Annotated in this window: 26 protein-coding genes and 1 pseudogene; 16 read left to right on the top strand and 11 right to left on the bottom strand. The window is 52.8% G+C overall.

Annotated features, from left to right (window positions below):
• Positions 1–228: 228 nt before the first annotated feature.
• From JMV15_RS09965 to JMV15_RS09920, 10 genes are all read left to right on the top strand, one after another.
• The gene (locus JMV15_RS09965) at positions 229–2190 is read left to right on the top strand and encodes a hypothetical protein (RefSeq protein ID WP_201491396.1); all 1962 of its coding nucleotides are present in this window, start codon (positions 229–231) and stop codon (positions 2188–2190) included.
• 278 nt (positions 2191–2468) lie between these two features.
• Complete coding sequence (locus JMV15_RS28675) at positions 2469–2807, top strand: integrative conjugative element protein, RAQPRD family (protein WP_408003994.1); 339 nt, start codon at positions 2469–2471, stop codon at positions 2805–2807.
• A 2-nt stretch (positions 2808–2809) separates the two neighbouring features.
• A complete protein-coding gene (locus JMV15_RS09955; RefSeq protein ID WP_235991936.1) occupies positions 2810–3043 on the top strand; it encodes a TIGR03758 family integrating conjugative element protein in 234 nt (77 codons plus the stop codon).
• Positions 3044–3082: 39 nt separating this feature from the next.
• Positions 3083–3445, top strand: coding sequence for a TIGR03745 family integrating conjugative element membrane protein (locus tag JMV15_RS09950; RefSeq protein WP_201491393.1), 363 nt, complete (start codon positions 3083–3085; stop codon positions 3443–3445).
• A gap of 12 nt (positions 3446–3457) precedes the next feature.
• The gene (locus JMV15_RS09945) at positions 3458–3859 is read left to right on the top strand and encodes a TIGR03750 family conjugal transfer protein (protein WP_201491392.1); all 402 of its coding nucleotides are present in this window, start codon (positions 3458–3460) and stop codon (positions 3857–3859) included.
• The gene (locus JMV15_RS09940) at positions 3856–4512 is read left to right on the top strand and encodes a PFL_4703 family integrating conjugative element protein (RefSeq protein ID WP_201491391.1); all 657 of its coding nucleotides are present in this window, start codon (positions 3856–3858) and stop codon (positions 4510–4512) included. Before JMV15_RS09945 ends, JMV15_RS09940 begins: the two co-directional genes overlap by 4 nt.
• Positions 4513–4527: 15 nt before the next feature.
• Positions 4528–5415 (top strand): TIGR03749 family integrating conjugative element protein, encoded by an 888-nt coding sequence (locus JMV15_RS09935; protein ID WP_201491390.1) that lies wholly within the window; start codon positions 4528–4530, stop codon positions 5413–5415.
• Positions 5405–6886 (top strand): TIGR03752 family integrating conjugative element protein, encoded by a 1482-nt coding sequence (locus JMV15_RS09930; protein ID WP_201491389.1) that lies wholly within the window; start codon positions 5405–5407, stop codon positions 6884–6886. Before JMV15_RS09935 ends, JMV15_RS09930 begins: the two co-directional genes overlap by 11 nt.
• Positions 6867–7286 carry a TIGR03751 family conjugal transfer lipoprotein gene (locus JMV15_RS09925; protein WP_201491388.1) on the top strand — a complete coding sequence of 140 codons (420 nt, stop codon included), beginning with the start codon at positions 6867–6869 and terminating at the stop codon, positions 7284–7286. The genes JMV15_RS09930 and JMV15_RS09925 overlap by 20 nt, the downstream gene beginning before the upstream one ends.
• Positions 7286–10084, top strand: coding sequence for a conjugative transfer ATPase (locus JMV15_RS09920; protein ID WP_201491387.1), 2799 nt, complete (start codon positions 7286–7288; stop codon positions 10082–10084). Before JMV15_RS09925 ends, JMV15_RS09920 begins: the two co-directional genes overlap by 1 nt.
• 138 nt (positions 10085–10222) lie before the next feature.
• On the opposite strand, the gene JMV15_RS09915 is transcribed toward JMV15_RS09920, so the two are convergent.
• On the bottom strand, positions 10223–11449 hold the full coding sequence (locus tag JMV15_RS09915) for a hypothetical protein (protein WP_122732538.1): 1227 nt from the start codon (positions 11447–11449) through the stop codon (positions 10223–10225).
• 598 nt (positions 11450–12047) lie between these two features.
• Here JMV15_RS09915 and JMV15_RS09910 point away from each other — a divergent pair.
• Positions 12048–14687: a P-loop NTPase fold protein gene (locus tag JMV15_RS09910; RefSeq protein WP_201491386.1), complete on the top strand. Its 2640-nt coding sequence runs from the start codon at positions 12048–12050 to the stop codon at positions 14685–14687.
• Positions 14684–17224: an amidohydrolase family protein gene (locus tag JMV15_RS09905; RefSeq protein WP_201491385.1), complete on the top strand. Its 2541-nt coding sequence runs from the start codon at positions 14684–14686 to the stop codon at positions 17222–17224. Before JMV15_RS09910 ends, JMV15_RS09905 begins: the two co-directional genes overlap by 4 nt.
• 51 nt (positions 17225–17275) lie before the next feature.
• Here JMV15_RS09905 and JMV15_RS28305 read toward each other — a convergent pair.
• The 3 genes and pseudogenes from JMV15_RS28305 to parS all read right to left on the bottom strand — a co-directional run.
• Positions 17276–17517, bottom strand: a pseudogene (locus tag JMV15_RS28305) (IS66 family transposase zinc-finger binding domain-containing protein); the annotation flags it as partial.
• A gap of 157 nt (positions 17518–17674) precedes the next feature.
• Entirely contained in the window at positions 17675–18166 is a 492-nt protein-coding gene (locus tag JMV15_RS09900; protein WP_201491384.1) for an RES family NAD+ phosphorylase, read from the bottom strand.
• Positions 18166–18639 (bottom strand): type II RES/Xre toxin-antitoxin system antitoxin, encoded by a 474-nt coding sequence (gene parS / locus JMV15_RS09895; protein WP_201491383.1) that lies wholly within the window; start codon positions 18637–18639, stop codon positions 18166–18168. The genes JMV15_RS09900 and parS overlap by 1 nt, the downstream gene beginning before the upstream one ends.
• A gap of 396 nt (positions 18640–19035) precedes the next feature.
• Here parS and JMV15_RS09890 point away from each other — a divergent pair, with 396 nt between their 5' ends.
• Genes JMV15_RS09890 through JMV15_RS09875 form a run of 4 tightly spaced genes read left to right on the top strand, consistent with a single transcriptional unit; the run spans position 19036 to position 23249 of the window.
• The gene (locus tag JMV15_RS09890) at positions 19036–19983 is read left to right on the top strand and encodes a TIGR03756 family integrating conjugative element protein (RefSeq protein WP_201491382.1); all 948 of its coding nucleotides are present in this window, start codon (positions 19036–19038) and stop codon (positions 19981–19983) included.
• Between the two features lie 23 nt (positions 19984–20006).
• Positions 20007–21404 carry an integrating conjugative element protein gene (locus JMV15_RS09885; protein WP_201491381.1) on the top strand — a complete coding sequence of 466 codons (1398 nt, stop codon included), beginning with the start codon at positions 20007–20009 and terminating at the stop codon, positions 21402–21404.
• The gene (locus JMV15_RS09880; protein ID WP_201491380.1) at positions 21401–21745 is read left to right on the top strand and encodes a hypothetical protein; all 345 of its coding nucleotides are present in this window, start codon (positions 21401–21403) and stop codon (positions 21743–21745) included. Before JMV15_RS09885 ends, JMV15_RS09880 begins: the two co-directional genes overlap by 4 nt.
• 1 nt (position 21746) lies before the next feature.
• A complete protein-coding gene (locus JMV15_RS09875; protein ID WP_201491379.1) occupies positions 21747–23249 on the top strand; it encodes a conjugal transfer protein TraG N-terminal domain-containing protein in 1503 nt (500 codons plus the stop codon).
• Positions 23250–23286: 37 nt separating this feature from the next.
• Here the strand turns inward: JMV15_RS09875 and JMV15_RS09870 are convergent, their stop codons facing one another.
• From JMV15_RS09870 to JMV15_RS09850, 7 genes are all read right to left on the bottom strand, one after another.
• Positions 23287–23649 carry a DUF3742 family protein gene (locus tag JMV15_RS09870; protein WP_201491378.1) on the bottom strand — a complete coding sequence of 121 codons (363 nt, stop codon included), beginning with the start codon at positions 23647–23649 and terminating at the stop codon, positions 23287–23289.
• 478 nt (positions 23650–24127) lie between these two features.
• Positions 24128–24424 carry a DUF7706 family protein gene (locus JMV15_RS09865; RefSeq protein ID WP_201491377.1) on the bottom strand — a complete coding sequence of 99 codons (297 nt, stop codon included), beginning with the start codon at positions 24422–24424 and terminating at the stop codon, positions 24128–24130.
• A gap of 282 nt (positions 24425–24706) precedes the next feature.
• Positions 24707–25495: a hypothetical protein gene (locus JMV15_RS09860; protein ID WP_201491376.1), complete on the bottom strand. Its 789-nt coding sequence runs from the start codon at positions 25493–25495 to the stop codon at positions 24707–24709.
• A 217-nt stretch (positions 25496–25712) separates the two neighbouring features.
• A complete protein-coding gene (locus tag JMV15_RS09855; protein ID WP_201491375.1) occupies positions 25713–26012 on the bottom strand; it encodes a hypothetical protein in 300 nt (99 codons plus the stop codon).
• A 93-nt stretch (positions 26013–26105) separates the two neighbouring features.
• Positions 26106–26234, bottom strand: coding sequence for a hypothetical protein (locus JMV15_RS28595; protein ID WP_268968798.1), 129 nt, complete (start codon positions 26232–26234; stop codon positions 26106–26108).
• Positions 26235–26318: 84 nt separating this feature from the next.
• On the bottom strand, positions 26319–26441 hold the full coding sequence (locus JMV15_RS28590) for a hypothetical protein (RefSeq protein WP_268968797.1): 123 nt from the start codon (positions 26439–26441) through the stop codon (positions 26319–26321).
• Between the two features lie 99 nt (positions 26442–26540).
• Positions 26541–26846 carry a hypothetical protein gene (locus tag JMV15_RS09850; protein ID WP_057402048.1) on the bottom strand — a complete coding sequence of 102 codons (306 nt, stop codon included), beginning with the start codon at positions 26844–26846 and terminating at the stop codon, positions 26541–26543.
• Positions 26847–26880: the final 34 nt, after the last annotated feature.

The raw sequence follows: 26880 nt of genomic DNA, 5'->3' as shown, positions 1-26880 counted from the left end.
TATGCTGATGGGGTCTCGAAAAGGGCCGCTGGCATGGCCTGATACGTGTGATCTCGAGACAGGAACCCAGGAACATCAGCAGTACAGCTCTACCCCCAGTACCAGTAGGTAATGTCACACCGAGAAGTTTCGGTTTTGCGCACCGACCGGGTCAGCCAGCAACCACAGAGTCATCGCGCTACCGTATGCATGGACATTTCGTCTGTGCAATCTTCAAAGGCACATGTGATGAACCGAATTCCTTTTCAGAAACACGACCGTTCGAAATTCAAAGATATCGCTAAGAGCCTATTTCGTGGGCTAAGCAGCATCGACCCCAAAAAACCTTTCCGCGATCGTGATTTGGAAGCCAAAACACAAAATCCTGATAGCTTACGCGAGCTGTTCGCCAAGTGTTTTGACTACGATGATATGCATGACTTAACGACCTGCGCTGGGAAATATCCTTTCCCTCCCACGGGCACAATCACCCGCGCGGACATTCAACTCTCTGTTGCACTTGGCTTCAGTAAGCTGACCAAAGTCTCTCTTCTTGAAGCTTGGGAACGAGCAGGCAGAGCGGGTCTGCATAGGTTGTCCATTGATGAGTCAACCGTTGAGCACCAGCGGGAAAAGCAGCTCAAAGGCCGTCTTGGTCAACTACCTGACGCTCCTGAGCCGCCAGCAAGTACCAACATCCGTTGGCATGCCGAACAACAACGGTTCTTCAACAACGGTGCGCCTAGCTTCGAGTTGACCGTTCACTCTAGCGGCCATGCCTTTCATTGGCCCAGTTTCATTAACCTGTACAACGCCATTCGCGATTCGAGGCTTCATCAGTCCATTGTCGATCCGAACGAACTGTTTCCTGTAGGTAGCGACGAAGCCCTGGATAGCTTCTTGTCCAAGCAACTCATTCCCCAATCGTGGATACCGTTAGAGATATACGTCAAAAGCGGCCTCGAGATTCTCGATCACGAGGTAATCTGGATCTTCGTGGAGTCAGGCGAATGCATAGGTCGCGCTATTCGGCATAAAGCACATGGGGGCGTCCTTCCTCGCCTGTACCTGACTGATGCTGAAGTGGCAGAAGGCATTTCCGATGTCATGACGGGACGCTACATTCAGCGGGGTTCATCAAGGGACATTCCATACGTTGCGAATCCCAAGGGGAATACACCAGTGTTCACGCTGAAACCTGGAGCCAGCCAGCCAGTGGGCGCTATCAATGATCCTCTTAAACAGCCCCAGGTACAGGCGTCCGACTTGATGTTGGTCCCAAGGTTGCTTGCTTCAGCGCTCGGCTACCAAAAAGTGGTAGGAGCACCTTCGGTGCAATGGGCTTTGGATGGTGAGCCCGTGCGCAAAAACGCCGACAACCTGAGCAGTCTTGAAACTACGTATTACGACACCACTCGCTGGCTGTCCGAAAACGATATGCCCGAGTTGTTCCCAGACTATCGCGCGGATCCTAATGCAGGCCGCAAGGATTTTTTCGCCGATTTCCGGGAAGCGCCAAATCGGATTTTCCTCCCGCCTAAATCCATCGTTTTTCAAGAGCGGGCATCAAGCATTCTGGATCGTAAACATAAGGCTGCCGAATCGCTGCTGCAGAATGCAGGGAAATCGGGTGAGTTCTTAGCTGCTTGCAAGGCTGAATTGTCTTCGGTCGACATGGAGAAGCTTGGCGGAGCTTTATTAGGGGCCTCTGGCAACTCCGCGCTAATCCAAAATGCGGATAATGTTGCAGCTCTGATAGCTCAACGCTTTCCAGAGCTGTCGTGCTACGGTCCGCTCGCCATTTCTGGTGCGATTTTTACTCACTGCGTTGGTGAGGCATTTGATGACATCTACCTGGACACACTTCAGCTTTCCGACATTCTGGCAAGTTTGGTCATGCTGCACGTTGGCTACCAGATCCCAGCGCCCTTCCCATTCTTCCCACGCCTCCCTTATACGGTGGCTGTTTCGGAATGGCTTTCTGGCGTCACGGAGCTTAATGACATCTACCAGGTAGCGATACGTTTGAAGGGGTTCGTTGAAGCGCTGCAAGCCCAAGAAGAGCGGATCAACAATATCCAGGCTGCGTTGGAACGCGACAAGAGTCTCCGTCGCGAAGCCCTTGATCATGGTTACGCATATGTAGGTCAAGTCATGCCAAGAGCAAAACCTCGGAGCGTTACGCAGATGCTCGGTGCCTTTGATCACTGATAGATAAAGCCAGAGAAGCTCGACTAGTGGCAATAGTCGGGCTTCTCCGGTTTTTCAGAAGGAAACGAAAACGGTCTTTGACCATCCTCATCAGTGCGCCCCGTACTGATTACCTGCTTTTCTTCAATTGCCGCAGCACAAACGACCAGCAAACAAGACGCTCCGGCTTGTTCCAGCCATACGCCAACCGCTTCACGAAAGACTCCCAGACCAAACCAGTTTCCGTACTGGCAAGGGAGTCCCCATGCGAGACACTCAGAAAAATCTTCTGCGCATGGATGCCCTCAATGCCCTCACCCTACACATCTCTCGGTACGGTTGCGCTTCTTGCGTGCTTATCTGCACCTATAGCGCTGGCAGCGCCGGCGAGCGAGGAGCATCAACTGCTCACCCTCATCCTTCGTCAGCTTGATGCGATAGATCGTCTATCGTCGGCCAGTACGAATGCAATCATCGATACCCAAGCCCGATACACCTTTGACTACGCTCGCCTATCCGCAGACCTCGATCTGATCCGCCAGGGCATCAGCGGCTATCTAACGCCTTCCCGCGCTCAACCTCGACACCCACCCGAGTTAACTGGGCATTACACGCGGTCGGGCCAACGTCTGCCATGAGCATGAGCCCACAACAGATCACAGCGTTCCAGGCCATGGGCGGCTTCACGCCGCAGCAGAGCACAACCTTCTTCATCGGCTTGGTACTCGCCAGTGCGTTGGTGTTTGCCGCCTGGGCGCTCAGCAGCGGCTATAGAGGCTGGGCCACCGGCCAGATCTCACAGGCCAAGTTCGTCGGCTTAACCATGAAAGTAACCCTCATCTACATCCTGCTCACGTTCCTGTTGCTGCACTGACGCAGACTCAATCTTCAACCATCGCCATTGGAGGCAACCATGCATGCTCGCTCACTGTTCAAAAACCTCACTCATCGCCTTTCATTCTATGCCCTAACCCTCTGTGCCGTCATATCCTCCGGTACGCATGCAGCACTGCCTCAAATGGAAGCTCCAAGCCGTGGTGAAGGCAACGGCATCATCCAAACCTTACAAAATCACGGTTTCGATATCGTTGGGCTCATTGCGTTAGCGATTGCCGCCGCTGCGTTTTGCGGCGTTGCTTACCACGCCTACGGCTCCTACTCGGAAGTACAAAGCGGCAAGAAGACCTGGGGCCAATTCGGTCTCACCTGCGGTGTCGGTGCCCTCCTCCTGGTGATCATCATCTGGCTGCTGACCAAAGGTACTGGCGTGCTCTGAGGTGAGTGAGCAATGAACGATCTAGACCACTGCCTTCCCGATGGAACACTGCGCTTCCTGCCAACACGCCTGAACCGTCAGCCCGTCATCGTATTGGGACTTACAGCAGATGAGATGTGGGTGACTGTGGCGTGTACTGGAATAACCGGCTTTGGGCTTGGAGTTGCCATTGCGTTGCTTTTTCAAAGCATCGCGATGGCGCCGACAGTGATGATGCTCTGCATTGGGCTGGGACTGTTTATCAGCGGGAAACTGCTGCGCCGCTATAAACGCGGCAAACCCGCGACGTGGCTCTATCGGCAACTCCAATGGACCATCGCGATGCGTTGGCCGTTTCTCACCGCATGGACCGGCGGCGCAGACCTGGTGGCTCGCTCCTGTCGATGGAGCACTCGCAGGAGTCATCGCCTATGAGTCGTTTCAGGAATGAAGTAATTCGGCTTGAATCGCATATCAAAACCCTGCGTACAGGCTGCGGTTTAATATTCGGGATCGCCGTAATGATGGCAGTGGGCTGGTGGGATTCACCAAGAAACCTAACCATCCACAACCCGCCTGACTTACGCTCGGGCAGCACACGCAAATGGTGGGAGATCCCCCCCGAGTCGGTCTACACCTTCAGCTTCTACATCTTCCAACAGCTCAATCGCTGGCCGGCAGATGGCGAAAAAGACTACCCCCGCCTGATCCACACGCTCAGCGCCTATTTAACGCCTAGCTGCAAAGCTGAACTGGAAAGCGATTTTCAGAAACGCCAAAACGCGAGTGAGCTACGCAGCCGTACGCGCAGTGTTTATGAGATTCCCGCTCGCGGTTATGGCGACAACCCTGAACTGCGTGTCCAGGTGCAAGGGCGTGATCATTGGCTGGTCAACCTGGACCTGGCGACAGAAGAGTTCTATGGATCTGAACGGGTCAAACAAGCCTTTGTACGCTATCCGTTGAAGGTGGTGCGCCTGGACATCGATCCAGAAAAAAATCCGTTCGGCCTGGCCCTGGACTGTTTCGACTCCCTCCCGCAGCGCATTTCTTCTCCTCCCTCTTCCACCGCCAAAACACTCAAATAAGCACGGAGGCTTGTAATGCGTCGTCTACGTTTCGTCTTGCCACTCTGGCTGGGTTGTGCGGTCGCTCACGCTGTCGAAATTATGCAGTGGGAGCGGTTACCGCTTGCCGTGCCTCTGTATGTTGACCAAGAGCGCATTATCTTTATCGACCAAAACGTCAGAGTGGGTGTGCCGCGCGCACTTGCCGACAGTTTGCGTATCCAGAGCGCGGGGGGCGCCTTGTATTTACGGGCATCAGCGCCGATCGCACCTACCCGCCTGCAACTGCAAGATGTACGTACTGGCGAAATCATACTGATCGACGTCACCGCCTCTACGGCTGAAGACCAATTACCCCTTGAACCCGTGAAAATCGTAAAAGCGATTCTGGCCACCTCACGCTACGGCGATGACTCAACCACATCGAATCAAGCCGTCGACTCGTCTGACGACGAGCATGAGCGAACTCCGTCAAGTCCCCACCAAACACCGCTACCTGTCGTGCTCACCCGCTACGCCGCGCAGAACCTTTACGCGCCTCTTCGCACGGTCGAGTCCCTCCCTGGCGTCGCTCAAATCAAAATTCAACGTGAAATAAATCTCAACCACCTGCTCCCGATGCAACCAGTTGTCCCATCGTTACTCGGAGCTTGGCAGCTGGACGATCATTATGTGACGGCCGTTGAACTGCGTAATACCTCAAGTGACACCCTCAAACTAGATCCACGCGTACTGCAGGCCGAACTCGTCAGTGCGACCTTTCAACACCACTACCTGGGGCCTTCTGCGCTGGCTACGGATACCACAGTCGCCTACCTGGTAACCCGGGGCAAAAGTCTGGCTCAGGCGATACCACCCGCTATCAGCCAGATAAATGCCAGCTCCAATCTGAAATTCGTCAACGGAGGCGCTCATGCAGAGTAACGGCCTGCTCAAATGGCTCGTCCTGGTACTGATACTCCTCGTGGTTTTCGGTGTTTTCAAAGCCTGCTCAAACAAAGAATCACCTACCCCTTCAATCCAAACCAACGAACCACAGTTATCTAATGACGAAATGAAACAGCTGGGGATTGAGGGCGATACACCTCACGACACGGTGGCCACCCTCGTTGCTCAGACCAAGGCCATGCGTAATGAGCTGAAAACACTCCTCTCTGACAACAAGCATCAACAGGAAGAAAACGCTCGCCTACGCCAGCAAGATAGCGAGATTGATCTGCGGATCCGGCAAGCGTTGAACATTGAGTTAGACAAGACTCAATCCGAAGGCCCTCGTCGTTTGAACGAGCAAGAAACACAAAGTCTTTTCGAGGAGCTGAAACAGCGCCTATCAACTGATTTTCTGAATCATCGTAATGCCGACCTGCCCATTGGCCTGGGGCTTCAGCCTGGGGATGGCGAGCATTTTTCCAAGGGAGGATCTGATCTGATGTGGATTGATCCTGTCGATGCAACAGCGATCGACGCACAAGGTAAGCCGCTACCCTCTGGCTCCAAAAAAACCGCCACAGGTTTCAACTTCCCGGAAGCGTTCAGCGATGAAATTAACCGAGCTCAGCGGGAGTTGAAAATCAGCACCGGAACGGTTGGACGGAATATCAGGACGACCGACGAAAAGGGCTTCGCTAAAGCCGTCTATACCCTACCTGAGAACAGCACGCTCACTGGCTCCATCGCCATGACAGCACTGATCGGCCGCGTGCCGGTAGACGGTGTCGTTAACGACCCCTACCCCTTCAAAGTCCTCATTGGTCCTGACAACCTCACCGCCAATGGGATTGATCTGCCGGACGTCGCAGGCGCCGTGCTCAGCGGGACGGCCGCGGGTGATTGGACACTCTCATGCGTCCGAGGACAAATCACCAGCATGACGTTTGTGTTCAATGACGGCCGAATCCGTACCATACCCACTCCGCAAAAGCTGACTAGCCGCCAAAGCGGGGGCCAAGCCAGTAGTTCTCAGCTCGACAAAATCCAAGGCGGAATCGGCTGGCTCAGTGATCCCTACGGCATTCCGTGCCTTTCAGGGGCGAGGCGCTCGAATGCCGAGCAGTATCTGGGCACCAAGAGTTTGATCACCTCTGCCGGCGCCGGCATTGCTAAGTTGTTTGACTCGGGAAAACTAAACTCCAGCACGGTATTCAATGCCAGCGGTACACCAGTAGGCGCAGGTGCCGCGGGCACTGACGCGGTAAACACCATCCTCTCCAGTGGCGTGAAGGATATCGGTGAATGGGTTAACAAACTCTATGGTCAAGCCTTTGCAGCGATCTATGTAGAGCCCGGAGCCCAGGTTTCCGTGCATTTGGATCGACAACTCGAAATTGACTACGAACCCATAGGCCGAAAAGTACGGCACGCTTCTGGAGGTGCGCATGTATCCACGCTCGATTAATGCCGGATGGCTAGTGCTGGTCGGAGTCTTAACCGCCGCAGGGTGTTCCACCCACAAGGATGAACTGCTGCCCCACGGCCAACACACCATGCTGGATATATGGAATGCCAACGCCGTCTCAGTGACGCATAACCCTGTAGACAGACAGTTGCAGCACGCACGCTCAAAGTTAAAACGCTCCCTGAACGAAGCAAACAAGGATCTGAACGCCTATACCCGCACCGCCCAGAACGAGATCTACAGTCAATTCAAACGTCTACCCAATCCAGACCTGGTGATGTACGTCTTTCCCCATCTAGCGGGCTCTGACCCGGTCCCTGTGCCCGGCTACAGCACCGTATTCCCGTTCTATCAGCGAGTGCAGTACGCCATGCCGGGTGAACGCACGGAGGAATACTGATGGAGCACATTTACAGCGCCCCATCGCAAAAACGTGCAGAAAGGCATACAGCGCCGCAGGTGCCCGGACCTGGTGTCAAATCGAACAGCACGCATGCCGATGAACAAGCTCTGTACGCAAAGGCCCCAAGCTTTGTCGATTTGCTGCCATGGGTGGAATTTCTACCTGATTCTCAGTGCTTGCTGCTCGAGGACGGAGAATCCGTTGCTGCTTTCTATGAGCTAACGCCCGTCGGTACCGAAGGCCGCGAAGCAAGCTGGCTGAAAACCGTCAGAGATGCATTGGAGAACGCACTGCAAGACAGCTTTGACGAGCTCGAGGATCAGCCATGGATCGTGCAACTTTATGCCCAGGACGAAACCGACTGGGATGACTATATGCAAAAGCTGAAAGCGTATATCCAGCCGCGTGCGCAGGGCACCGCCTTCACTGAGCATTATCTTCAATTGTTCGAACAGCACCTGCAAGCCATCTCCAAACCAGGTGGCCTATTTGAAGACACTGCGGTGACCAAGCTTCCCTGGCGCGGACAGACACGCAAGGTGCGAATGTTGGTGTACCGCCGTAGTCAGCGCACTCCCTCACGACGCGGCCAATCCAGCGAGCAAGCACTCAACAGCATCTGCGATCGCCTGGTCGCTGGACTCAATAATGCGGGGGTGAAGTCACGACGCATGTGTGGCGCGAGTATTCACAACTGGCTACTGAGATGGTTTAACCCCAACCCACGTCTGCTAGGCGATACAGCAGAAGCGCGGAAGGCTTTTTACCAACTGGCGGCGTTGTCTGAAAATGAATTCAGCGATGACTTGGAGCTTGCCGGCGGAACTGACTTTGCGCAGCGCCTGTTCTTTGAACAACCACGCTCCGACGCTCAACAAGGACTCTGGTACCTAGATGAAATGCCGCATCGTGTGGTTGTATTGGATCGTCTGCGATCCCCACCCGCGACGGGGCACCTGACAGGCGAGACCACGAGAGGCGGCGACGCCACCAACGCCCTGTTCGATCAAATGCCTGAAGATACCCTTTTGTGTATCACCCTGGTGATCACCCCGCAGGACATGCTTGAGGCGCACCTCAACCATCTAGCCAGCAAGTCTGTTGGCGATACCTTGGCGTCGGAACAAACCCGGGAAGACGTGCGTCGGGCCCGCTCGCATATTGGTAGCGCGCATAAACTTTACCGAGGTGCTGTAGCCTTCTATTTGCGAGGAAAGGACATCGAGCAATTGGATGAGCGCACCCTGCTGCTCCAAAACGTGATGCTCAACGCGGGCCTTCAGCCAGTGCGCGAAGAGCACGAAGTAGCACCGTTGAACAGCTACCTGCGCTGGCTTCCCTGCATGTTCAATCCAAGAATGCGCAATAGCGACTGGTACACCCAACTGATGTTCGCACAGCACCTAGCTAACCTGGCGCCCGTGTGGGGCCGTAGTGAGGGTACCGGGCATCCAGGCATCACCTTCTTCAACCGCGGGGGCGGCACCATCACCATTGACCCCCTCAACAGCCTTGATCGGCAAATGAATGCCCACCTGTTTTTGTTCGGCCCCACCGGCGCTGGTAAGTCAGCCACCTTGAACAACATGCTCAATCAGGTCACGGCAATTTATAGGCCACGCCTTTTTATTGTTGAGGCCGGCAATAGCTTTGGATTATTTGCAGAATTCGCAAAACGCCAGGGCCTAACGGTCAATCGGGTCAAGCTGGCACCCGGCTCGGGGGTGAGTCTTGCTCCCTTCGCCGATGCTCATCGCCTCATCGATTCCCCCTCAAGAGTTAAAACCGTCGACTCCGAAGCGCTGGATGACGCTGAACAGACCGAAGACGACGAGCGAGACGTTCTGGGCGAGTTGGAAATTACTGCACGCCTGATGATTACGGGTGGCGAGGAAAAAGAAGAACAACGTTTAACCCGCGCAGATCGCAGCATGATTCGTCAGTGCATCATCAATGCTGCTATAGCTTGTTCCGAACAGAACAGAACGGTCCTGACTCAAGACGTCCGGGACGCTCTAAGAGCGTTGGGTACCGACATAAGCCTGCCGGAGCAACGCCGCATACGCATGCTCGAAATGGCAGATGCGATGGACATGTTTTGCCTAGGGGCTGATGGGGACCTATTCAACAGCGAGGGAACTCCGTGGCCGGAAGCGGACATCACCATTATTGACCTCGCCACCTACGCTCGCGAAGGTTACAACGCCCAACTGTCCATCGCCTATATCTCGCTGATCAATACCGTAAACAACATCGCTGAGCGCGATCAGATGCTTGGCAGGCCGATAATCAACGTGACTGATGAAGGGCACATCATCGCAAAGAACCCATTGCTCTGCTCCTACGCGCTGAAGATCATCAAAATGTGGCGAAAGCTAGGTGCCTGGTTCTGGTTCGCTACTCAGAACATTGAGGACCTACCAAAGGCCGCAGAGCCAATGTTGAACATGATCGAATGGTGGGTATGCTTGAATATGCCGCCGGATGAGGTCAACAAAATTGCCCGGTTTCGCGAGTTGAATGACGCTCAGAAAAAACTGATGCTGTCTGCGCGCAAGGAGTCAGGGAAATTTACGGAGGGGGTCATCCTGTCCAAATCCACTGAAGTACTCTTCAGGACCGTACCGCCCAGTTTGTACTTGGCGATGGCCATGACGGAGCCGGAGGAGAAGGCTGAGCGATTTAGGCTGATGACAACGCACGGAATCAGTGAGCTCGACGCTGCGATTGCGGTCGCTAGGTGGATTGACCAAAAAAGAGGAATTCTACTTCCCTCGGCATGGCCCATCAGTTGAACAACCACCGCGCTAGGTGCTCGACTTGGAGCACCCAGGCAGAGATTTACTGCTCAGCCTAATTTACTGGATAACTTTACTGATGGAGCCATGGACCAATGAGCACACTAGCCGTGAATATCAGAGCGGAGATGCCGCTTAACTCAATGCTACTCGTTTGCCCATGAACAAAAGCCCTTCTGCGCACCCTGTCACTTTGAGAGCGTTCTTGTACCCATAAAACTCTCCATCTTCTTCGCCGGTAGGAACCTCTTCAAGGCCATTCACCACCGCGGTGTGTCCACCAAACCTTAGAAAGCACGGGGCGTAAGGCATGACTCCGTCAGACACATAGAGTACCGGTGGACGCTCGTCCCGATTCGGACGCCACGAAAAGTACGAGTTCACTACGCTTGCCAGTACTTCGCTTGCAGGGTCCCTTCTCGAAAACAGAACGACGTAGGGGCGCCACCGACTTTCATGCTCACTTGAAGTCCCTGTTTCGAAACTACGGCCGTCCAAATCTCGAATGAGGTCAAGCACTACACTTTTTGAATCCTTGTGAAGACCCGGAGGGCACTCACCAATAATGGAGGTGTGCAGCGAAGCGTCATCACTCATCCAAACAGGCCAAGATCGCGATGATACCAGTTGGTGTACGGCCTCCTTGACCGAGTAGAACGGGATGGGCGAAAAGTCCTTTTTCTCGCTGATTTGATTTCGAGACCTAGCACTTTCCCTAGCGCTCAGCTCCAATGCCATCGCCCAGTCTGTTTTCTGAAGCTCTTTCTTAACATCCTTGGGTAGCACGTCAATGATTGCATCGACCCAGCACCTAGCCTCTGTACCCAGAGATACAGGCAAGTTTTTATCGCGCAAATCAAGGCATCGAAAGCCATCAAATACTTCTTCAAGCCCAAGATTTTTAACACCCTCGAAGATGAGCGTGTCTTGAATTGACGAAGCCTCTGTCTCCACAAGGATCAAACCTGGCCGCTTCCCGAGGCTCATCTGCTCATGAAATAGAACCAATGCTGGAATTATTGAATGCTTCTGCTCACCCAAGAAAACGATAGGGCCGTTCTCCGTATACTCAAGACCTAACCGATACAGGGCGTTCAGAGCGTCTTGATGGGTATCGTTACGACCAACAATGGTCCAGAAAGGCGCATCTTTCTCCAGACCAAGGCGGTGAGCTAAATTTTCGACATCCGCAAGAGAACGAAACCCACGCGAGACTGACACAGCGTGCTGGCAGACTTTGAGGGGATACTCTGTGCCGAAGACGAGTTTTGAGTGCTTTTGAAGACGCTTAGCATCTCGTTTGAGAGCCGAAACGTTGCGAACGACAGACGCAGTTAGGCTGCGAATCAATGAAATTGCCATTTATTGCCTCTTGACGCGTTGAGGGCGCCTTACGGTCATAAAAAAAGGCTCTACCCGAAACAGGATTCAGGCACCAGGAGCCATGAGCTATCTATACAGCAGTGCGTCCCTCTCAGGTTCAGATGCGCCGCACTAGCGCAGTCATCAACTTAGCCCAACACCTCAGCCAAAAGCAATATCCACCAACAATAGGATGGTCAAAAACTCAGCGTCCGTTTGACGTCTGGCCACCAGTATGAAGCTCTTAATCACCTGCATGCGAACCACGCAAGGCGCAATTTCCAGAAGGGAGCGCCCTATTCACGGAGCTGAGTCGCCCGTATCGTTAAAATTAGTCGTACAGCCCCTTGAGCTTGCAAAGGCAATTAGCCATTATCCAACCAATGCTCTGTCTCAACCCCATGGGACGTCTGAACGCCATAGGTACTCTTATGACGTCACCCACTCAGCGTTACTCAAGGACGATAGTATGAAATGCGCCTATCCGTAGCTCTTATCGCAGCATGCACGAAGCTGTAACTGTTGCTCATTGAGCTTGATTATTCAGGCTATCGCAGAGCTTTATTTTTCTACGCCGCAGACATTTACCAGGACGTATATGAGCACTTCAGCCGAAAACCCGACCCCTATCATTATCGACCTCAATCAGAACGATACCAACGCAAGACTTAAAGTAACGCAGCTTGTGCACTCCCAAAGTTATAAAAAACTTAAGGTTCAAATCGATAGGGATTTAGAGAATTCCGAGAAAGCACCATCTTCGAAAAAACTTACCCGAACGGAGCATGACTACCCCTATGGCAGCGGGTTAGTTTACTTTATTGATGGCACCCGTGGCGCGGGCAAATCTACCTTCTTGCAAAGTGCCTTTCATGCGCTTGGAGATGACAAGGCTTCACATAGCATACACCCACTAGCCTATATAGACCCCAGCCGTATCGAACGAAGTGAGATCATCCTCCTGAGCATTCTAAAAGCTCTGAAAAGTTCTATTACGAGCGCGAACGTCGGGTCCAACTTAGATGGAGAGAATCTAATTCAACGCTTCCGTGAACAGTTTAAAAAACTAGCCGGCGGATTAAGTTTGTTTAGCTCGAACCACGATCAGCTCCAAGATCTAGACCCGGAACTTTTCTTTGAATGGGGCCTAGAGAGAGCCGGTCACAGCAAGGACTTACGAGCTAACTTTCATGCACTACTCGATTTATCCTGCAACATCTTACATGCTGACGCGCTGATTATTGCTTTTGACGATGCAGATACACACTCACAACATGCGCGAAGCGTAATGGAATGCATACGTAAGTATCTGGACACCCCTCGTCTTGTAGTTTTAGTGACGGGAGATATAGAGCTGTACTCATTGATGGTGAGAGATCATTTTTATGACAGCCTTGGAGATGCTAAACATGGCCAGGTGAAGGAGCGAGCCGACCAACGTCATAAAATGGTTGATCACTTAGAGGATCAGTATTTACTGAAACTTTTCCCCATGCATCGTCGACTGCAATTACGCCCATTATGGAACCTTCTACAACACGAAAAAGCACAACTCCAACTGAGCCACAAAAACTGGAGTGAACAATTAACACCAGACGAAATGGTTAACTCCTTAATTCGACGCGGACTACGGATAAAAAACCCTCGAGACTTAGAACTCTATAGAGAGTTTTTGCTGAAGCAACCTCTGCGTTCAATACTTCAAGTATTCTCTCGATGCGCCCCTGTCTTCGACCTTGTAAATTCTGACAAATGGAACCTTGCGCTCTCTGAAGCGCTTAGCGAAAGCTTGCGGGCGTTAGCATTGGGTAGTCTCTATAAGTTTGGAGTAGATGTGGACGCCATTGCGGCCGAGGAACTTCCAGCATTGAGCAGCGCAGTGTTTGACTTGGCTGTTCGTGACGGCGATTTCGACACTGCTGCTTACCTGCGCCCCCAACCAATTGATGCAGATTTGAAAAACTGCTTTGCAGCGCTATCGGCCGACGTAACCAGACTTTGCGCAGGAAAGCCAGGAACACTGATTGACTACATGCTTGCCGCCCCTGGCAGCGTGGCACTTTTTGGAAAAGTTCTTAGACGCAAAGCTAAAGATCTAGGGACTAGTGAAGATCGGTTAATCATTCGCAAGCAGTTTGAGCAATATATGGGCATAGGACGAAAAGAAGACGCCCTAAATTGGGCCCGCCATGCCGTGAGCATTCTTACAGTACCGTACGGAGCAAGCCCGACAACTCCCGTTGTTTATTCAGGAGTTATTGGTCTTAATAAAAGAAAGCCAAGAGTTGGGAATACGCAGTATACTACCGTTGACAGCATACTCAAGACCTGTAAAAAACTGCCTGCACTTGCATTAAGTCTAGTGGACGTATCCGGCTCATCCTCAAGAACCTATGCTTCGATCTACAACATCCTAGGCTTAATGGCTCGGTTACTTTCACTAGAGCCGAAAGATGGCAAGTACGATGTGATGAGTGTCTTACCTAAGCCCTACCCTCCACTTACCGTGTCCCTACCTCAATGGGAAGCCGATAATGCAGATGAGGACGATGGTGAAGATATCTCAGACATAAATGAGGATACAAATAAGCTGGCACAACTGGCAGATTCCGTCGAAGAGTGGTTAAGATTAACTTATTCTCTACGTAATCAGCTCCATCCCTCAGCCGTTCTGATTGGGAAAATTTGGACTCGTCTGTATTTCAGTCTAGAAAAGGTATGTGACGACAATCGTGGCGACATCGCCAAGAGGGCTATGGGAGCAGGCGGCTTAATGGAGCTTCTTGCCCTCTGCGTTATTAATGCTTTCTATGTTGAGGAGCGTGATTACCACTTATTAAACAGCACCAATGGCACGCTAAAAAATGAAGACTCAGATCGCACCAACCCACTAAAATCGGCCAAGTTTTTTATAAAAAAGATCAAATGGGGACACAATGCCTATCAGCAATATCCGATTACGTACCTTGTTGCAACCTGCCCTCTAATACTGGGTCTTCTAGAGCCGAGCCTTGAAGCAAGAAAGTTTGTTTCCACGATCGTATCCAGCCACCCAGAGGTCACTAATACAGACGTGACCAATCCAAACGATAGTATTTTATTTGCCGCAGAACAGCTACTCTGTGATCAACAGAACTGGGAAAAGTTAAGCCGTACCTATGTACTAGGAATGAAGTGGGGCTCGGCCGCCTTAAAAATTAATAGCACTACCACTGCTCGTAAACCGGCTAAATCATGATTAATACTAATCGTGAACAACCTGCCTCTGTCATCACGCAAATAGGCGCAACACTGCTGTCCAATTACAGAGTTCTAAAGTTGGCCCGGCAGACACCCTTTTGTCGGTCCCTGAACCCATCTGAACTACATGAGGCGATATACCTTGGCTACTTGCCATGGTCGTCGCGCCTTCCAGATCATGTGTTTGAGCATAGCTGGCAGTTGTTGGCCCAAGAATCTGCGAATAAAAACAGGGCTGGCTTGCTGGTTGGCGTACTGCAGGAAATGGGTGAAGAGTTTTTAGAGCTCCGCCACGGAAACTTGCATGTCAAACAACAAAAATTTGGGGCTTGGCAGCAAAGCGTCGTAAGTCGCATATCTAGCCTACCGTTGCTGGCCGCTGTACACTTTTCAACTCAATCAGCATCTAGGTTAACTACAGATTGGCATACGAAGTGGCCTTTGGAGCCCTCGAATACTTGGGTTAGCCAGAACTTGCCAGTTGTCTGCCCCTACGACCCTTTAGTGGAAGATTACCTAGGCCGTGAAGGATTGCATGAAACACACTTGCATCTTAACGGAAGCACCCATGCGGAGAACTGCTGGCTACGCGCACTACGTATACCCAAGCAAGAAACAAAGGATTTCAGCCTAAAGTGGCACACTCCCAATGCAGCCGACGCCGCTGCAGTTCGTGAGTTGGCGCGGTCAATCGACCCGGACCTCTCACCCGCCGAATTGCATCGTCAATTGGTAGCGGCAGGACGTTTGAGAGCATGGCTGATTGCCGCTGCAACTGACACTCTCAGTGTCGAAGCCCGCCTTCCGCACGACCTTTCAGAATTGATGGACGACGCCCCCCCGGATGAAGGAGCCCCGCCTCCATCCTCATCGCATCTTGAGCTCTCGCCCAAAAGTTCTACGGCGGACGAGATAAGTTGGATGCAGCAACTTTTACGCAGGCTTCATTTATACCCTAGCATTACGCTTGAGCGCATGTTTCATACTTATCTAATGCTACAGAACCAGTATTACCGTCTTCTAGTGCAAAGCGAAGAACAATTTGGCTTCGACCAATTTCAAAAATTCACCTATAACAAATTGCGGGACCCCGCCGAAGAGGACTATCTGCCGCGCTTTTGGGCGATGCATGGCAAAGCGGATAATGTAAGCCGAACGACCTACCTCGAAGGGCGACTCTCTCCAAAGGATACGCTGCGCAAGAACTACAAGTTACTCAAAGCTGTTCTGGGTGGCTACTGGCGTTACCTTCAAAATGAGGAACCCTATGGCCATAGTACGAACCCACCCCCTCAAAAATTTAGCGAACTGCTGGAAAAGCTGGAAGCTTTTTTTCGCAAAACGTCTCCTCTTGATCGTTCCCATCATCGCCTTGCTCTGGTTTTGCATTTCATTAAAAAATCTTGGGCTCCAGGCGGGAAAGCAGGTCCTTACCGATTTTATAAACAGCGTGGGGAACTCGAGCTGACAACAAACGTTTTGCTCGAGTGCTTTGCTCGTTGGCCACGCCTGAGAACCTGGATACGCGGTATAGATGCTGCTGCCAACGAACTTCACGCACCACCTGAGATATTTGCCAGCTGCTATCGCGTATGCCAACGGGCAGGCCTAACTCACAGGACCTACCATGCTGGCGAAGACTTCGCGCACATTCTGAGCGGTCTACGCACCATATATGATGCTCTGGAGCTTCTAGACCTGCGCGATGGTGATCGTATCGGTCACGGTACTGCCATGGGAATCTCGCCTCGGCTTTGGTTGGAGCGCATGCCGGGGCAGTTAGTGGTCAGGAAAGGCGAATGGATGTTGGACTTGCTTGCAGCTTGGCGGCTACTTCGTACCGTGCCAAGCGCAGCAGCCGCAGCTACACGAGTTGCAAATGACTTGGCTAAATGCGCGGGCGAGATATTTCGCCGAGAGTTGAGCTGCACCTCGTTCGAAGCCGCAATGGAACTCCGGCACTTGAACGTTCGTTTTGTACAAGCAGCGCAAGAAAAAGAATGGTCGACAGACATAACTCCGTTGAATGACCTATGGCACGGTGAAGCACAAAGGGTTTCGGATGCTAAACGCGACAGCCCTCAACATCTAGAGCTGCTGTGGGAATGGCTCAGCGACCGCGACCTGTGGAAGCGTAGTGAGGCACTGCACAGCGTTGACGCGGCGTACTTCGATGAAGCTACCTACCTGCATCTCCAGCAAGCATTGATGCGGGAAGTTGCTCAACGCAACGTTATCATCGAGACGCTGCCTTCAAGCAATGTGCGCATCAGTCAGTACAATAGTTTCAGTGAGCATCACTCATTACGCTGGATGCGCGCACCAGGTTTTGTACAAGATGGAGATCCTGAAATTATGGTTTCCCTCGGGTCAGATGACCCAGGCATTTTCGCAGGAGATTTAAACGGTGAGTTCTATCAATTGTATGGAGCTCTGCGCAATCGAGGCATAAGTGATCATGCAGCGTTGTCACTTCTTGCCCCAATAAATGAACGCGGCCGGGCGTATAGATTCCATGATCCATTAGTGGGGTGAGTATGACCCAGGCGATTATCGACCTGCGCACATAAAAAATAAGCTAAGGTCGATTACGTTTGCCAACTGGCCCGCGGTATGGGTGTTCTTGTTAATCACTTGGGCCGGTATAGACGTCTGGTTCAGTGTTTCGCAATCGCGGCACGCCCACCTTCCGCGTACATGCTGCTCAACGGTAAACACGCCCAGGGTGTGATCGAGCTTCTCGCTGAGCCCCCACCAATGCGCTGAAGGGAACAGACGCACGCGCACTGGCTGCCTTGCGGTTCGTGAAGGATCAGGACGGTACGTGGCCGGGCGGTTACGCCACATCAGCACACCGATAGACCGACTGGGTAAAAACCGACCACTTAACCTCTGTCAATTGCAGATCACATGAACCACCGCACCCGGCCAGGATCGGTATTACGACAATTAGCAGACGCTAGAAACAGAAGGCGGCAGAAAACGTTAAGGAGGGTTAAGCCTTGTGTCTAATGAGAATCGCTCTTGGCTGACCAACTCGAACAAATCCTCAACCGCGGATGGATTCATCAACACATTCCAGCTATGTCGAGAAACCGCAGACGGAATCAAAACAAAGGGATGCTGCGCTAATAGGCTGTCACCAAACTGCTGCTGACCACGCCCCGGTGAGCCCGGGAACAACCAGTTGGCGTTAGGAACTGAATCCGGCATGACGTGGTGAACGAGCTGTACGTCCTTCACTCGGGCGCACGTCAATACGTGTGGAATCGTATCCAACGCCTGGAAGCCCTTATGCACGGCAACCTCAAGGATCGCGGTCGACGGATCCGCTGAGCAGTACACCGCTTTATACCCTTTAGAATTCCACCGGCCGCCGGCAATTTCAGCACCAATGCCGGACGACCAGGTGGACGCATGCTTTTCCTGATCCAACCGCCACAAATACAGCTCTCCGTTCCCTGGCACACTGATCATCAGGAATACACCCCGTACTCCATGCGAGTCAGAAAGTCCTCAACCAACTCGAATCCCATCTGAGTCGTCAGAAGATCGAGAGGCGTCCGCCCTTCAAGCCCCATGGCAGGCGAGGTTATCCAATTGAGTGCCTGCTGACGATCCCCCAGTACCTCTTCCGCCTTGCTTAATACGCTAGCCAGACGCCAGGTACTGTTGGTCTGCTCAGCTGTCAGCGGTTCAGGTTTTTTTATCCGCCGTTGCACTGTTCGATCTGATAGCCCGAGCACCTTCGAAAACACATGGTGGTCCCGTAGCTGGCTATAAGATTGGACAAACGCAATCACCAACTCCGACGGGAACCCCTTCTCCATCATCGAATGCAGCTCAAACGCACTGGTGACCTTGAGTTTCTTACCCTCTCCAAACAACAGCTGTAGCGGCCTCGCGGGGTCGTAAGCTGTTACTTGCAAGGTTTTGCTTGCAGCAATCATGATCGCACTCCTCTGCCATATGGCTAAAATATAACGCCACATGGCAAAAAAAGCCAACCCATCCGACGACGGTTGCTTTCCTCAATGCTCACTTACGAATTCCTGGGCTGAACGACAAGCATCCCACGGCTGAAAACACCCGAATGAGTAATACGAGGAATGACGAACCAGTTTTCGTAATGCTGTTAAAGGTCGAGACGTAGAGGATCCGGATAATTCTTCACTGGATTCGGCGATGAGACTCAAGAGCGCATTTAGGCCCGCTTACCTTGCGGGGCTGGTCAGGACTAATACCTATAACGCATGCTCCACCATCATCCGTGACAGCTACAGCTCCGTCGCACTCAAGCTAGCACGACCTTCGTCGGCGGCTGAGCCCTCCTACAAAGCTCGACCATGAGCTTGACCGACAGCCAGCGTCGCATCAGGCGCATAGTGATAACCATTGCCACCCTGGCCCAGTGCGCCCATAGCTTCGCATTAGATACCGCTACCATCGTCCCTTCTGTCGCCTCACCCAGCTGCCTTGAATACCAGGTCGTCGGTGCCTGTTATTGGCTTCGCTGTACTAACTTTGGATGCAAGGTCAAAACCTCTGCGAAGGTTCGCCACTATGTCCCCGACGCAGTGGTCTCCAGCTACTCCTCAACAGGAGAGAACCCTTGGAATGAAGTCCGGTCACTGAGCGGACCCATTTCACACGCCAAGGGCGGCGGCAGCGGCACCACCAACAATCAACACGAAAACAACTTGTCCATCTTCAAGAACGTCGACGTCATTGGTCACCCAGGTATCGCAGCGTTTAATGCATTCGCCAGCGGTTCGGGGTACACCTGCTCCGGCGCCGGCAATCCCTATGTGCCGCATATGCTTAGCACGCTGGATTACATAGGGTGGCGCCATGGCATCCCCGAACGCATCTACCCACAATCGCTCATACCTGGCCTGCGTGAAGTCGGCAGCAGGTTGTCCTTAAATCTCTGGGGAAACATCTACCCGCGCAGCGGCTTCCTGCACCAAGTTGACGACTACAAAGCCTCGGCTGTTATGGCCCAACGCGCAGGAGACATTGTCACGCGTCCCGGCCAGGTCCACGTCTATCAACCTCTGCTGGTTGCCCCTAGCCCCGGCTATTGGCCTGCCGGTGAACTACGAGAGTCGGATCCCACGACCGGCAAGTGGCAACAGCTCACTCCGCGACTGACGAATGCCTGCTCCTCCTTCCCCGATCCGGGTCCGCACACCCAAGCCATCGACGGTGCGTATGCATGGTCATTCTGGCGCCCCTATACCTGTTGCAAGCGGGAGGGACAAACCTTCCTCGGCAGTACAGGCCCTCATTAACAATTTCCACACGGAGCTCCACCATGACTCGGACGTCACCTTTAGCACTCTCTTCCACAGGCGCCTGGATGCTCCTAACAGTCATGCTGAGCAACCCGTCTTCCGTTGCCGCGGCACCAGGTTTCAGTAATGCTGGCAGCGTCATTGGGGATGACGTCCTGTACAGCATCGGTGGAGGAAATGCCGTCTCTATGGGGCGCGCCGGCAACATGCAAAGCATCGGGGTTGGCGTTGGCTGGAACAGCAACCTGATGTGCGGAAACATGGACCTGTCGACCACGCTGCATAATCAGCTCAACGGCCTGACGGGTGGCTTTCAGGGCATCATGAGTAGCGTGATCCAAAATGCTACGGGCGCCGTTGCCTCACTCCCAGCGTTGATCATTCAACGTGCAGATCCTGGATTATACAACCTGCTTACTAACGGCATTCTTCAAGCGCGCTTGGACTTCGACCGTTCAAAGGCAAGCTGTCGTTCAATCGCCGAGCGTATGGTCAACATTGCAGGTAATCACAGTGGCTGGGGCTCTCTCGCTGAAAGCCAGGCTCTCAAAGAAGCCATAGGGCAAAACAGGGATGCCGTAGCTGTTACCGCTCAAGCCGAATCCGACAACGGAAACACTGGGGTACCTTGGGTAGGCGGGAACAAAGCAGGCGGTCGAGGACAAGCGCCCATACGCGTGGTCAGCGAAGTAACCAAGGCTGGTTACAACCTGCTGAATAATCGGCCTGCAACCGACACATCCGCCATCGGCCCTAAAGACTGCAACAGCGGAATGCTCTGCGGTACCTGGCGCGCCCCTGACGAGGCAGCAAAATTCGCTAACCGTGTGCTAGGAGAGATACAGCAACAAACATGTGAGACGTGTACCAAAAGCACCACGACTGCCGGTGTGGGCCTGACCCCACTCATTCAGGAAGAGTACGAGGAAAAGCTCGAAACGCTTCAGGAGCTCATATCGGGTTCCAAGCCACCAAACACCGAAAATTTGAATTCAGCGGGCAGTAGTTCGATGCCCATCACCCGTGGGGTCATCGCAGCGCTACGCGACGAACCTGATCAAGAAATCCTGGCACAACGCCTGGCCTCGGAAATCGCAGTCACCAGCGTGCTGGAGAAGGCGCTGCTACTACAGCGCGCCCTCCTCGCCGGCAACAAAGAACCCAATGTGGCAGCCAACGAAATGGCTACAGCCGCGGTGAACGCTGAACGTTCATCTCTTCAGCAGGAAATCACCAATCTTAAAACCGAACTAGAACTACGTCGGTCTCTGACCAGCAATTCACCGTCGGCAATCATCGCTCGCCATAAAGAGCGTAAAGACAACTCCCGGATGATCTACGAAGGCGATCCAGAAACCAACCGTCTTGAGCAGGCGGAAAAAGGCGTCTCTGCTAGCGGTCGGAGATCAGCACCATGATCAAAAACCATTGGTTCCGTCTCTTCAGTATGAAGGTTTGGGCACCTATCACCATGGCCTGCCTAGTCATTCTGGTCGCGCTCATTTTCAATGTTCTGGGCATTCACGTCATGAAGGGGTTACCAGCGTGGCAAGAATGGAGAACGCTTACCTACTGGCATTTTTTTGTATGGCGAGTAGCGCTCTACTGCATCATCTTATGGGGTTGGCTGCTGTACAGAGACCGGCTGTTTCAAGGCGAACGAGGCTCCACATCGAGCGTGCACAGAGTTGAAATCGCAGTCTTTTTTTCGCTACTGCTGGTTGAGCTAATTCGTGCCCTGCTGCGGCAGGGATCATGAGATGACGCTCTACACGAACGACTACCTTGAGTACTACCTGACTCTCGTAGGCTGGCTTGTCAGTAATGGCATCTGGGACGTCCTGCTGGACTCAGGAATGTTCGCCCTGCCCTTGTTCGCTATCCTCCTCCAGGAATGGCTCAGGGCACGAGGCGAAGGTGCAGACGAAGGCAACAAAGGCTTGCTAGCAAGCACTCGAATCGAAAGCCGTCTTTGGCTGGGCACCGCTGTGATCATGTTCGCAGGCATGCCTTTCATCCATCTCGATCTTAGTACGCTGAGGTTCGATGAAAGTCGCTCCGAACAGTGTCAGTACCAGGTACCCGCCCCTGCTGATACTGGCTGGGGACGATCCTTCACTTCGCTGAATAATCAGAGCGCTCAAGTGCCTGTTTGGTGGTTCTTCGTGCACTCGGTATCCAAAGCCATAACCGGCGCAGCGGTTGCGGCCATTCCGTGTGGGACTGACCTCAGGCAGATGCGTATGCAGGTGAACAACACACGCCTGCATGATCCGGTGCTAGCCCAAGAGGTCGCTGACTTCACCAACGACTGCTACGGCTACGCCAGGGCAAAGCTCTTCATGAATCGCCCTCACCTCACCGACGAGTTGACCGACGATATCAATTGGATTGGTTCCAAGTACTTTTCTAGCCAAGTGGGTTACTACGATACCTATCAATCAAAGACACCCCGCACGGAGTGGCCTTACGACCCCATGAGAGATATGGGACTCGCCCAAGTGAAGAATGGTGGCGGATACCCGACCTGTAGCCAATGGTGGGGAGATAGCGATGGAGGGCTGCGTGATCGAGTGCTCAACCAAGTCGACAGCAGTCTGTTGGAGCACTTTGTTCGCTGGGCCAGCTTTATGTCCAAGGATGAGGTCAACGACGCAATCATTAGGCAGGTGGTTTCGCCGAGCAGTCAGAGGATGACTCAGGGCAAGGTCTACACCGACTACGGCGGCCAGTTAGGAGGATCACTGTTCAATGATATGAGCCGAGTGACAGGCACGGTTGGATTAACGGTAGGTACCCTGGCGTACTTTCCTGCGATGGACGTCGTACGCCAGGCCCTGCCGATGGTGCTTGCTGCTCTCAAAATGGCACTGGTGATCTGCATCCCACTGGTGCTGATATTCAGTACCTATGACTTGAAGACGACCATCACCGTCTCGGTCGTACAATTCGCCATTATTTTCGTCGATTTCTGGCTTCAAATTGCGCGCTGGATAGATACCACTATCCTAGACGCGTTGTACGGTGCCAGCTCCCCTCACTCCAGCCTAAATCCGCTGATGGGTATGAACAATACGCAAGCGGATATGCTATTGAACTACATAATGGCGGCACTGTTTATAATCCTTCCCGCCTTCTGGATGACTACTCTCGCGTTAGCAGGGATCAAGGCAGGTGCTACTCTGCAAGGTATGTCAGATGGGACAAATGGGGCGCAACAGCAAGGTGGCAAAGGTAAAGACGCAATCAAGAAAATCACCTAAAACCTTTCGGAGAGTATGTAGCAACCCTTTTTGACCATTAGTCGAATTTAGAATCGTGGGAGTTTGTAGGCGAGTGGTGGTCAGGAAACAGCTTCTCGCTCTGAAATTCAGCAACAGGACCCTCGTCACTATCATCGAATGTTAAAAAAGCCAAAAGTCCAAAGAAGCCCACAAAGAAAAGCGTCACCCAGAATGCAACGTAAAGCAGCACTCCTGCCGACAATGTCTTTAGGACTCTAACTACCCAAATCACAACGATCGCCGGCATTCCCCTCCCTCTCAACCAGCGGGCAAGTGCAGCATCTAGCCTTGAGTAAATTTTAAAGATGCTCGCCAAGCGGCGACCAACTAACTGAGTGCATTCCTTTTTTCTCATGTCGTATTTATCCTGTTCTACCATGCGCCAAATTCACTTCGCGTCCAATGGGCTGGGGCCAAAAGACTTGCACATGCTCAGTAAGAGTGGTTGCAGGAAAATTCCTTATTTTCAGAGGTGTTTTCGGAAATTAACGTTTTGAGCGATAGCGGTCGAACGAAAAAATTCAGGAAATTTTTCAATCCGGCTGAGCGTTCAACGCCCGATCAGAACTCAGTCGTAATTGGAAGGCCACCATCGCTGAGCAGCTGGACTGATCGATAACGCTAAAGCCAATCCGTGACACTGGAACCGCATTCGAAGACTGCCTTCGTTCAAAAGCCGCCGGTCGGATCAGGCGGCTTCCAACCCGCTTCCGTCATTCAGAACTAGCTAAATGGAGTCAGGCAATTGAACGCGTCTATGAAATCAGGAGCGATGCAACCTGACGTGTCGTAGAAATTAGTGAAGCTCGTATTCAGCCGTCTTTTCCTATGGTCGGACGCCGTTGATCCAACACCGCTCAGTGGATGATTGATAAGGGCGCTTCACCAGCAGCAGCGAAGAAGCTCTGTAGCTTTGCCAGCCCCTCCGTCATCAGATGTGCATCATCGTCACTCACGGCTTTGGAACGACAATCTTCCAAGTCCAAACTCCTGAACAATCGGGCCAAAGCGTAGGCTTCGGCTCGCTCAAACTCGGTATACACCGTCTCCCCAGTTCGTGGATTGTCGTCAGTTATGATCAGATCTGGGCTATCGCTCATGTGGCTTCCTCTGCGATTTCCTTGAAGGCCTGGCGAACCGGTTTCGACGTTCATATCAGTGAGCTCGGTGCGAGGACGAGGCCAGAGCCTGCCAGGTCAAAAGCGTCTCATCCGGCTGCTCGATAGCGACCCGAACAGCCTCATCCACAGCACCAATTTCGTCTCCTAGAAACCATCCGAGGCGTACAAGTTTGGGAGCAACACCCGCCTTGTTTACTCAAACTCACGGGCTTGTCGTCATGTCGTCATTCCTTCTATGGGGCGGACGCCGACCGGTGTCCTCTACTGCCTCGGCCCAGCTCATGGCTGGGCTTTGGCATACCTTGTCACATTCATTTATCGCCGAAGCAGCACGCTGGTGGTCGCAATGAGGGCCTCAAATTGCTCTCTGGCAAGCTCGCAGAACAAATCGTAAGCTTCCACCGCTAGAGCATGCTGTTCAGATGTCAGCTCGATCACTGTGGCGATAGAGATCGCCTCCCTTGTCCCAATCGACCAGCTTCGCTGCCCACCATTCCTCTCTTCCACTACCACAGATGCCGTAAGGCCAAGGCCAATATTTCGCGGGTGGCCATGCTCGTGCTGGTTTCGGAAATCACCGGTGAGGTCATGAATCCGGCCATAACCCAATCTTTGACTCAGCAGCGGCGCCAATGTTTTCCAGTTCTCCCAGGGTTGCCCAATCCTCGAGGCAACCTTCATGGATAGATGGCCCGTACCATCCCATTGCAGGGAATGATCATCGCGGTGGAGCAGATGATTGGCATGGCTGCAACCGACCGCTGCAGCATGGATTATCCTCCCCCGAATGGCTTGAGGCCCGCTCAGGACTAGCGTGGCAAATGGACGGATGTGCTCAACAAGTATTGATAAGCGGTCATCGTCCCCGCAGCCCTCATACACTCGACCCCACGTTTCAAGCGTGAGTATCCAGCGCCTGAAGTCGTTGATCGAGTTGAAAAGTTCGCGCAAAAAGTCGGAGGCGCTTTCCACAAATGGCATCATCGGTCCGGCCGTGGGTAGCCCGCCTGACAAATGCGGGGCTTGTACGATCGGAAGAGGGCTGCGCTGCTGCAAGTGGGTGCGGAATTGTGTGTAGAGCTCAATGGCGCGAAGATCATCCATCGTCGTTTTCCTAGGACAGAGGCTTCGGAACACGAGACATTGGCAAACCGCAAACGGTGCACACATAGGCCCCGTTCGGACCATCCCTCATCCCCTTGGTAGATACCTTCTCCCAGCTTTTTGAGTAGGGCTGATCGTTCTCGGAGGTTTTTTCTTCACCCTGATGCCCGTTAGGGCAGGCGAAGTACTCATACGTGCGCATGGTCATTTGACTTTCCTACTTATTTTGACGTGAGCGCGCAGCACTCCAGAGTTCCATTTGTTCCCCGCACGCTTCAAACTCACTCACCAGGTACTTCTTATCGTCTGGCAGTACAACGATGCTGCCCTTTTTGAACTGCTGCATCTGATGGGTAATGCTCATTTGCTGAGCGTTAGCCTGACTGATCTTTGCTTTGCTGATGACGTCGAGCAGTTCAGACGGAACAGATGCTGGAGATGTAAAAAGCTCATCGCGGTAGGGTGTGCCAGTCAGGGCTTCAAATTCCTGAATTGCTTCAAGATAGATGCTATTCATAGAGCCTTCTTCGTTCTTGAGGACGCGAAAGCCGCATCCTTACACTGCCAAAGCCCGCGACGCGGCAGGCTTGTGGATACTGCGACTTTTCCCTTACGAACGCGCCGCTGCGCGGGCCTTCTGTTCTAGCTCCATGCAGCGCTCGACCTCGCGAGGTGTAGCGGTACGCTGAGCCCATTTCGATTGCAGGCTTTTCAGCTTGCTTTGCTCTTTTGCGGTCATCGCGTTTTCCATTGTGCCTGTGACTGTCGGCAACCGACTCTCGAAATCGGCTCTCGACAGACCAACTTAGCAGGCCTGCAACATCTATTCTGCCGAGTGCAGATCAGCAACGATCATCTTCAAATCACCGACACCAACCTTTTTGGCTAGGTCACGTAATTTGTTAGATGCGTCCCGCGCCTGCTTTAGCAATGCGATGATATCCATAATTTCCCTACTGATCATGGGAGCGAAAAGTGCCCCTCTCCTACGGGCACGGCCCAGCTTTTTAGGGCTGAGCTTGTGGTGTACCTGGTGCGATTTCGATTAATCGGACGCTAATCCCATGTGCATCACATACCACGCACCGATGTCCATACAACCTTCCCCAACGTAACGGCCGCCAAGACGACGAAGAAAACCCTGCTTAGCTTCCTCCGTGGACAGCCTCAACCAAGGGCTATCGTCGCCATACGAGACCAAGAGCTGTCCATTTGGTGCACGCTCGGCTTTGTATTGAGCGAACTCTGTTTCACCGTCAACGGCTTCATGGAGGGCGTACACGTCCTCTACGTCCGTCTGTACAGCGCCATCGAGCCATTCGTCAAAATCGGTCAGTGTGAGCCTAGCCATTGTTGATTTCCTCAAGCTCTCGGGGGCAAAAACC

The sequence above is a fragment of the Pseudomonas paracarnis genome, assembly GCF_904063055.1.
GTDB lineage: Bacteria > Pseudomonadota > Gammaproteobacteria > Pseudomonadales > Pseudomonadaceae > Aquipseudomonas > Aquipseudomonas paracarnis.
The sequence above is the reverse complement of the archived record's forward strand: the minus strand, read 5'-3'. Positions and strand labels throughout refer to the sequence as shown.